2 pseudogenes are annotated in these 307 nt (G+C 41.7%); both read left to right on the top strand.

Annotated elements, in window-relative coordinates:
* Positions 1-84 (top strand): annotated as a pseudogene (locus AB4486_RS26055) (MFS transporter); the annotation flags it as partial.
* Positions 85-215: 131 nt separating this feature from the next.
* Positions 216-307 (top strand): annotated as a pseudogene (locus AB4486_RS26050) (SDR family oxidoreductase); the annotation flags it as partial.

Genomic DNA, 307 nt, shown 5'->3' with positions numbered 1-307 from the left:
CCTTGGGTAGGTGCAGTAGTTGTACTGATAGCGCTTGCTTTGACCCGCTTTAGTGGCCGTCTTGATAAGCGTGCAGAAAGTTAATGGTAAAAATGTATTAATGAAATAAACACGACTCTTACCCTTAGAGCTGGTCAATGCAGCAGCATTGGCCAGCTTTTCGCAACTTATATTGATTGGTATTAGACAAGATTGAAACTGATAAGAGGCACTCAATGAAAACCGTTTTTATTACTGGAGCTAATCGTGGCTTAGGATTAGAGCTTGCAAAGCAATATGCACAGCGTCATTACAAGGTCATCGCTTG

It is taken from the genome of Vibrio sp. 10N.222.55.C6, from assembly GCF_041473395.1.
Lineage (GTDB): Bacteria > Pseudomonadota > Gammaproteobacteria > Enterobacterales > Vibrionaceae > Vibrio > Vibrio crassostreae_C.
This window is presented reverse-complemented; position numbering and strand designations above follow the sequence as displayed.